Raw genomic sequence first — 4544 nt, forward strand, 5'->3', positions numbered from 1 at the left:
ACCCGGCATCGCGGCCAACCACCCGTACCAGGTCGCGGACCTGCTGCCGGTCCTGACCCACCGGGTGACCCCCGCCCGCCTGCTCATCTCACCCGCCTGAAACCCGTCACCACGAAGAACCCGAGCACCGCGTACCCCGCCACCGAACGACCGGTGGCGGGGTACGCCGTTACTCCACCGGTCACCGCCGGCCATGCGTCGCTCTTTCGCGCATCGGCACGCTCGTACGAGCCCCCGAGAGCCGCCCACCGTCAATGACTAGCCCCATCCGGCCATCGCGAACCACCCGAAGTGACAGGGCAGTTGGGATGAACCGTCCGCGCGGGCAATGCGTCATCAACCTGTGAGGAACGGTGCTGCGAAATGCCTGCGGATTGACGCCCGTAGGGGAACACTGGAACCGACCGACTTATGACCACGGGGGGCGGCCATGAACAACGCTTCAAGCCGCGCAACAGACACGACAGTCAGCCAACACGCCACGACAGAGCGAAAGATCCCACCTACCATGTGCCAGCACCAGCCACTGTGTCCGACAGCCGAATCCGCCGACCGGGAGTCCGCCCGTCTCGTGGCGCACCACCCGGAGCAGGGATGGAGCCTCCTCTGCAACGGCGTTCTGCTCTTCGAGGACACCGGTGAGCTCCTGCCGGACGGCCAGATCATCGCGCCGCACCGCCCGATGGGCACGGAGCACGTGATGACCGCCGCCTGAGCCGCACAGCACACCCCGGGCAGCCGCCCGGAGACACGAGGGGCCGGCCGGAGACCTACTCTCCGAACCGGCCCCGACGCGTACCCAGGGATGGTTACCCTTCGTAGGCGTCCAGCGGCGGGCAGGAGCAGACCAGGTTCCGGTCGCCGAAGGCCTGGTCTATACGGCGCACCGGCGGCCAGTACTTGTCCGCCGCCGAGACACCCGCCGGGAACACGGCCTCCTCGCGCGTGTACGCGTGCTTCCACTCCCCGCCGAGCGCGGCAGCGGTGTGCGGGGCGTTCCGCAGCGGGTTGTCGTCCGCGGGCCACCGGCCCGAACCCACCCGCTCGATCTCCGCGCGGATGGCGATCATCGCGTCACAGAACCGGTCGAGTTCGGTGAGGTCCTCGGACTCCGTCGGCTCGATCATCAGCGTGCCGGCCACCGGGAACGACATGGTGGGCGCGTGGAAGCCGTAGTCGATCAGTCGCTTGGCGACATCGTCGACGGTCACGCCGGTCGCCTTGGTCAGCGGCCGCAGATCGATGATGCACTCGTGCGCGACGAGCCCGCCGGGACCGGTGTAGAGCACCGGGTAGTGCGGCTCCAGGCGCTTGGCGATGTAGTTGGCGGACAGCACGGCCACCTGCGTGGCCCTCTTGAGCCCCTCGCCGCCCATGAGCCGGACGTACGCCCAGGAGATGGGCAGAATGCCCGCCGAGCCCCAGGGAGCCGCCGAGATCGGGCCCACGCCCGTCTCAGGGCCGGCCGCGGGCTGGAGCGGGTGGTTCGGCAGGTACGGCGCCAGGTGCGCCCGTACACCGACCGGGCCGACGCCCGGGCCGCCGCCACCGTGCGGGATGCAGAAGGTCTTGTGCAGGTTCAGGTGCGAGACGTCACCGCCGAAGTGCCCCGGCTTGGCCAGACCCACCAGCGCGTTGAGGTTCGCGCCGTCGATGTACACCTGACCGCCCGCCTCGTGCACGGCCGCACAGACGTCGCCGACGTGCTCCTCGAACACGCCGTGCGTGGACGGGTACGTGATCATCAGCACGGCCAGCTCGTCACGGTACTGCTCGATCTTGGCCCGCAGATCCTCTACGTCGATCTCGCCGTCCTCGGCGGTCTTCACGACGACGACCTTCATCCCGGCCATCACGGCGCTGGCCGCGTTCGTGCCGTGCGCGGAGGACGGGATCAGGCAGACCGTGCGCTGCTCGTCGCCGTTGGCCCGGTGGTAGCCGCGTACGGCGAGCAGACCGGCCAGCTCACCCTGCGAGCCCGCGTTCGGCTGCAGCGACACCTTGTCGTACCCGGTGGCCTCGGCGAGCCGTTCCTCCAGCTCGGCGATGAGCGTCAGATAGCCCTGTGCCTGGTCGGCGGGCGCGAAGGGGTGCACCTGGCCGAACTCCGGCCAGGTGACGGGCTCCATCTCCGTGGTCGCGTTCAGCTTCATCGTGCAGGAGCCCAGCGGGATCATTCCGCGGTCGAGCGCGTAGTCGCGGTCGGCCAGCCTGCGCAGATAGCGCAGCATCGCGGTCTCGGAGCGGTACTGGTGGAACACCGGGTGAGTGAGGTAGTCGTCGGTGCGCAGACGCGCGGCCGACAGTACCTCCTCCGTGGTCGCGTCCAGCGCCTCGATGTCGCCCTCGACACCGAACGCCGTCCACACCGCAGCCAGCTGGGCCCGCTTGGTGGTCTCGTCGCACGCGATCGACACGAGGTCGGCGTCCACGAGCCGCAGGTTGACCCCGTGCTCGCGCGCGGTCGCGACAACATCGGCGGCACGGCCCGGCACCCGCACGGTCAGCGTGTCGAAGTAGGCGCCGTGCACGACCTCGACCCCGCCCGCCGCGAGCCCCGCGGCCAGGATCGTGGCGTACCGGTGGGTCCGCCGGGCGATGGCCCTCAGCCCCTCGGGCCCGTGGTACACGGCGTACATACCGGCCATCACGGCGAGCAGCACCTGAGCGGTACAGATGTTGCTGGTGGCCTTCTCACGGCGGATGTGCTGCTCCCGCGTCTGCAGGGCGAGCCGGTACGCCTTGTGTCCGTCCGCGTCCACGGAGACACCCACCAGCCGCCCGGGCAGACTGCGCGCGTACTTCTCGTGCACGGCCATGTAGCCGGCGTGCGGCCCGCCGAAGCCCATCGGCACGCCGAAGCGCTGCGTCGTCCCGACCGCGATGTCGGCACCCAGCTCACCGGGCGACGTGAGCAGCGTGAGCGCGAGCAGATCGGCGGCGACGGTGACGAGCGCGCCGAGCTCGTGCGCCTGCTCGATGACGGGCTTGAGATCGCGTACGACACCGGAGGCGCCCGGATACTGCAGGAGCACGCCGTTGATCTCACGCTCGGCGATCCCCGCCGGGATGCCCTCGCTCAGATCGGCGACGACGACCTCTGCTCCGGTGGGTTCGGCGCGGGTCTCGATCACGGCGATGGTCTGCGGCAGCACGTCCGTGTCGACCAGGAAGAGGCCCTTCTTGTTCTTCCCCATACGCCGCGAGAGCGCCATCGCCTCGGCCGCCGCGGTGCCCTCGTCGAGCAGTGAGGCGCCGGAGGTCGGCAGCCCGGTCAGGTCGGCCACCATGGTCTGGAAGTTCAGCAGCGCCTCGAGCCGCCCCTGGGAGATCTCGGGCTGGTACGGCGTGTACGCGGTGTACCAGGCGGGGTTCTCCATCACGTTCCGCAGGATGACGGGCGGCGTGAAGGTCCCGTAGTAGCCGAGGCCGATCATGGAGTCCAGCACCTGGTTGCGGTCCGCGAGGGAACGCAGCTCGGCGAGGACCTCGGCCTCGGTGCGCGCGCCCGGCAGCTCCAGCACTTCGGCGTTCCTGATCACGTCCGGCACGGCGGCGGTGGTCAGCTCGTCGAGCGATCCGTACCCGACGTGGGCGAGCATCTTCGCCCGCGCCTCGGTGTCGGGCCCGATGTGGCGCTGCTCGAAGGGGATGCCCTGTTCGAGCTCGGAGAGCGGAATGCGGTGGGCGGTCATTGCGGAGGCCTCCTGGTCTGACGCGACCTTCGAGGGACACCCCGGCACGGGTGCCCCGACGGCCTCCCCTCTGTCATCTCGACCTGAGAGCTTCACCGGGTCGCCCGAGGACACCCCGGCTTTCACCGTCGGTGAGAGCGGAAGCCGTCGACACCCGCTCTGCTTTCCAGAGTGACCTCGTCCGTGCGGTACTTGAGCCTGAGAGATTCCGGGGAGGAGTTGCTCCTTCGGCGCCTCCGGTGGTGACCGGAGGACTCTCCCGCACGGGGTCAGCAGCCGCTGCCAGCGTACCAGCGCGGTCCACGTACGGGTCTTCGAGTGGCCGCCGCCCCCGATGTGCCTTTTCGTAGTGGTTACGGATGAGCTGCAATCCATGTGCGACCACTTGGAGGGCCTGTGCAGACCGATATCGACCCGCGCAATCTGATCGGCCTCAAGGCGTTCGACCGCAAGGGCACCAAGATCGGCACGGTCGACGAGGTGTATCTCGACGACGCGACCGGGGTCCCCGAGTGGGCGGCGATACGCATGGGCCTGTTCAGCAGGGACGCCTTCGTGCCCCTGGAGCCCAGCCAGCTGGTCGAGGGTGTCCTCCGCGTCCCCTTCGACCGCGCCCTCATCAAGGACGCCCCCGATTTCGGCGTCGGCCGCCATCTCTCGCCGGAACAGGAGCTCCAGCTCTACCACCACTACGGTCTGGACATCGCCCCTCCACCCCAGCTGCACCACGACTTCGACCAGATCGCCGACCCGGAGGACGCCTGACGAGCCAACCGCCCCTCGGCACACACCGCTCTCCTCCACGGCTCGTCCCGTCCTCGCACAAGGTCAGGTCCCCTGCCATCCGGC

The 4544-nt window shown here is 69.4% G+C and carries 3 protein-coding genes and 1 riboswitch; of the genes, 2 read left to right on the forward strand and 1 reads right to left on the reverse strand.

Annotated features, from left to right (window positions below; genetic code table 11):
• Positions 1-508 precede the first annotated feature (508 nt).
• Positions 509-715, forward strand: coding sequence for a DUF5999 family protein (locus FNH04_RS41875; RefSeq protein ID WP_152791480.1), 207 nt, complete (start codon positions 509-511; stop codon positions 713-715).
• 94 nt (positions 716-809) lie between these two features.
• On the opposite strand, the gene gcvP is transcribed toward FNH04_RS41875, so the two are convergent.
• Positions 810-3695 carry an aminomethyl-transferring glycine dehydrogenase gene (gcvP, locus tag FNH04_RS41880; RefSeq protein WP_152791481.1) on the reverse strand — a complete coding sequence of 962 codons (2886 nt, stop codon included), beginning with the start codon at positions 3693-3695 and terminating at the stop codon, positions 810-812.
• Between the two features lie 176 nt (positions 3696-3871).
• Positions 3872-3967: riboswitch (glycine riboswitch) on the reverse strand.
• A 124-nt stretch (positions 3968-4091) separates the two neighbouring features.
• On the opposite strand from gcvP, the gene FNH04_RS41885 reads away from it, so the two are divergent.
• Complete coding sequence (locus FNH04_RS41885) at positions 4092-4460, forward strand: PRC-barrel domain-containing protein (protein WP_322725410.1); 369 nt, start codon at positions 4092-4094, stop codon at positions 4458-4460.
• Positions 4461-4544 lie beyond the last annotated feature (84 nt).

Source organism: Streptomyces phyllanthi, assembly GCF_009377205.1.
Classification (GTDB): domain Bacteria; phylum Actinomycetota; class Actinomycetes; order Streptomycetales; family Streptomycetaceae; genus Streptomyces; species Streptomyces phyllanthi.